1 protein-coding gene is annotated in these 586 nt (G+C 45.7%); it reads right to left on the minus strand.

What is annotated here, in order from left to right; all coding sequences use genetic code 11:
- Window positions 1–124 precede the first annotated feature (124 nt).
- A partial coding sequence (locus R7Z47_RS25955) for an ABC transporter permease (RefSeq protein ID WP_318130911.1) occupies window positions 125–586 on the minus strand: 462 nt, incomplete at its 5' end.

Here is a 586-nt window from a genome sequence, read left to right on the forward strand (position 1 = left end):
TTTTCTTGGGTAGCAGTAGGCTCTAGCCAAAACGTTGAATACAACGTCGCTCCAGTCAACATGGCAAAAACGACAACGATCAGCATCGAAGCAAAAACGCGCTTTTTAGAGTTTTGTTTTTCCACTACAACGCATCCCTCAACGACTTCATTGGCGTACTCTTAATCATTCGAATTACGGGTAACGCCCCGGCGATCATAATCGCGAGCATTGCCCAAGCGATAGTTTGTGCATATTCCCAAGGAATGGTTTGCAGTTCGAGTGACCAACCAAAAGATTGTTTAATGATGATATCAACAATTAGGTGGGCCAAGGCCAATCCTAACGGTACTGCTATAATCGCAGAAATGGCACCAAAGGCGAACAGTTGTAAGCCCCCTAGGGCAACCAACTCTTTGCCAGAAACACCCATGCATCTCAGCAGCGAGAAGTGTCTTTGACGAGAGAGTTCTCCTGCTAGGGTTGCAAAGAAAAGACCAAATACAGCAATGATAAGAGTAATGTTGCCTAGCGTGCCAGCGATGGCGAACGTGTGATCAAATACTCTCATGGCTTGATTGTAGATATTGCTGTTGTCGAATACGCG

The sequence above is a fragment of the Vibrio sp. 1641 genome (assembly GCF_033339995.1).
GTDB lineage: Bacteria > Pseudomonadota > Gammaproteobacteria > Enterobacterales > Vibrionaceae > Vibrio > Vibrio alginolyticus.